This is a genomic window from Pseudomonas sp. JL3 (assembly GCF_031570575.1).
Taxonomy (GTDB): Bacteria; Pseudomonadota; Gammaproteobacteria; order Pseudomonadales; family Pseudomonadaceae; genus Aquipseudomonas; species Aquipseudomonas cucumis.
The window spans coordinates 1-2,749 of record NZ_JAKWJK010000047.1 but is presented as its reverse complement, the minus strand read 5'-3'; the positions used below and the strand labels follow the sequence as shown (position 1 = coordinate 2,749).

Genomic DNA, 2,749 nt, shown 5'->3' with positions numbered 1-2,749 from the left:
GCCAAACTCGCGCAACACGAGGCGGTGAAGGAAACCGTGGTTCTGGCCCGCGAAGACATCCCGGGCGAGAAGCGTCTGGTGGCGTACTACACAACGCACACGCCGGATACCTCGCCGGACACTGGCGGCCTGCGTGCGCATTTGCAAGCGCAACTGCCGGAGTACATGGTGCCGGCCGCCTACGTGCGACTCGACGCGTTGCCGCTGACCCCCAATGGCAAACTCGACCGCAAGGCTCTGCCGGTGCCGGACAGCGGCGCGTTTGTCACAGGTCTCTATGAAGCCCCCGTGGGAGAAATGGAGATCAGGCTTGCGTCGCTGTGGGCAGAGTTGCTGAAGGTCGAACGTGTCGGCCGCCACGATCATTTCTTTGAACTGGGCGGGCATTCATTGCTGGCGGTGACGCTGATCGAACGCATGCGCAAGGATGGCATGGAGGCCGATGTACGTGTGCTGTTCGGCCAGGCAACACTGGCCCTGGTGGCGGCGGCAGTGGGGCATGTTCAGCGTATCGAAGTGCCCAGGACGAAGATCCCCGCGCTCACGCGCAAACGCCGTATCTGAGCCACATTCAGCGTCAATCCGATGGGGGCAATCCCCATCGGATTGATCCCGCCCTGCGAATCCTGACTGACCGACTCAGGGCTTGTCCCTGCTTCCCATGACAGACATCGCCCGCCGAATGTTCTAATTTTTTTCGACCTGAAAGGGGGCATGGCTGCAGGCGGCCATCCCCCGATCAGCTATTGCTCTTGAACACGACAATTCGTCCACCGCCCCTGACCCATACGCCGCCATCGGCCCTCCAAGCGCTGCCGATTCCCGCGTTCAGGCGCCATGCCGTATCCGAAAACCACATTTTTTATCGTCAACCACTCCGAATTTAAAAAAGCAGGTTCTTCGATGCAATTCAGCGATTTGATGGCAGCTCTTTCCAAGCACCCGATCCGTCTTCAGCAAGACGACGACAACCTTGTGATCCTGGGCGACGACGAAGGACTGGACAGCGCGCTGTTGGACAGTCTTGTTGTCCATAAGAGCGAACTGCTTGATCTGGTGCAGAGAAATGGTGGCGACTGGCTGAGTCCGGCATTCCGCATCACGCCGGACATGCTGCCTCTGGCCAGCCTCACTCAGGAAGAGATCGACCGGATTATCGACAGCGTGCCCGGCGGCGCTGGCAATGTGCAGGACATCTATCCCCTGGCACCGCTGCAAGAAGGCATTCTTTACCATCACCTCGCCGCCGAGCAGGGCGATCCCTATGTGCTGCAGGCCCTGTTCGGGGCGGATCGGCGACCCCGTCTGGATGATTTTACTCAGGCGTTGCAGGGGGTGATCGATCGCCACGACATCCTGCGCACTTCGGTGGTGTGGGAAGGGTTGGACGAGCCGATGCAGGTCGTCTGGCAGGAGGCCACGCTGGCGTTGGAAGAAGTGGTGCTCGACTCGGTCGACGGCGACATCGAGTGGCAATTGCAGCAACGCTTCGACACGCAGCATCACCGCCTGGATGTGCGGCAGGCGCCGCTGATGCGCCTGGTTTGCGCGCAGGATCGTGATAACGATCGTTGGGTGGCGATTCTGCTGTTCCATCACATGGCGCTGGACCATGCGGCGCTGGAAGTGGTGCAGCATGAGATGCAGGCGTTCCTGCTCGGACAGGCCGACGCCTTGCCTGAAGCGGTGCCTTACCGCAACTACGTGGCGCAGGTCCGGTTGGGCGTCAGCGGTGACGCCCATGAAGCGTTTTTCCGCGAGATGCTGGCCGACGTCGATGAGCCGACACTGCCACTCGGTTTTGCCGAGGTACCGAAACGCGAACCGACGATCGAAGAAGTGCAACTGCCGGTCGAGGCGTCATTGAGTCGGCGTTTGCGCGCGCAAGCCCGTCAGTTGGGCGTGAGCGCGGCAAGCCTGCACCACTTGGCCTGGGCGCGNCTGCCGGTCGAGGCGTCATTGAGTCGGCGTTTGCGCGCGCAAGCCCGTCAGTTGGGCGTGAGCGCGGCAAGCCTGCACCACTTGGCCTGGGCGCGGGTGGTGGGCGGTGTTTCGGGCAAGCAAGACGTGGTGTTCGGCACCGTGCTGATGGGCCGGATGCAGGGCGGCGACGGTGCCGACCGCGCGTTGGGCATGTTCATCAACACGCTGCCGCTGCGGGTAAAACTGAGCGGGCAGGGCGTGCGCGAGGGGGTAAAAAACACCCACGCCGGCCTGACGGCTTTGCTCGGTCATGAGCACGCATCACTGGCATTAGCGCAGCGCTGTAGCGGTGTGCCAGCGCCCACGCCGCTGTTTGGTTCGCTGCTCAACTACCGCCACAGTGGTACGGCGCAGGTCGCTACGGCGCAAGCGCTTGAAGCGTGGGAGGGGCTGCACACCCTGGGAGGCGCAGAGGGGACCAACTACCCGCTGACCTTATCGGTGGATGACTTGGGTGAAGGCTTCAGCCTGAGCGTCCTGGCCCTGTCCGAAATTGGCGCGCAGCGCATTGGCGACTACATGCTGACGGCGCTTGAAAGCCTGGTCCAGGCATTGGAGCAGACACCGGAAATGCTGCTGCCCCAGCTTGATATCCTGTCGTCCGCCGACCGTCGGCAACTGCTGCTGGATTTCAACGCCACCACACGTCGCTATCCGCAGGACAAAACCGTTCACGCGCTGTTCGAGGCGCAGGTTCAGGCGAGCCCGGATGCACCGGCGGCCGTGCACAACGGGCACGGCCTGACCTACGCCGAGCTGAACAGCA

At 62.4% G+C, this 2,749-nt stretch carries 2 protein-coding genes; both read left to right on the top strand.

Annotation, left to right across the window (positions count from 1 at the left end):
• Nucleotides 1–564 (top strand): phosphopantetheine-binding protein (locus tag MMG91_RS28695; RefSeq protein WP_310661441.1); only part of this gene is annotated, 564 nt, incomplete at its 5' end.
• A 339-nt stretch (nt 565–903) separates the two neighbouring features.
• A partial coding sequence (locus tag MMG91_RS28690; RefSeq protein ID WP_310661440.1) for a condensation domain-containing protein occupies nt 904–2,749 on the top strand: 1,846 nt, incomplete at its 3' end.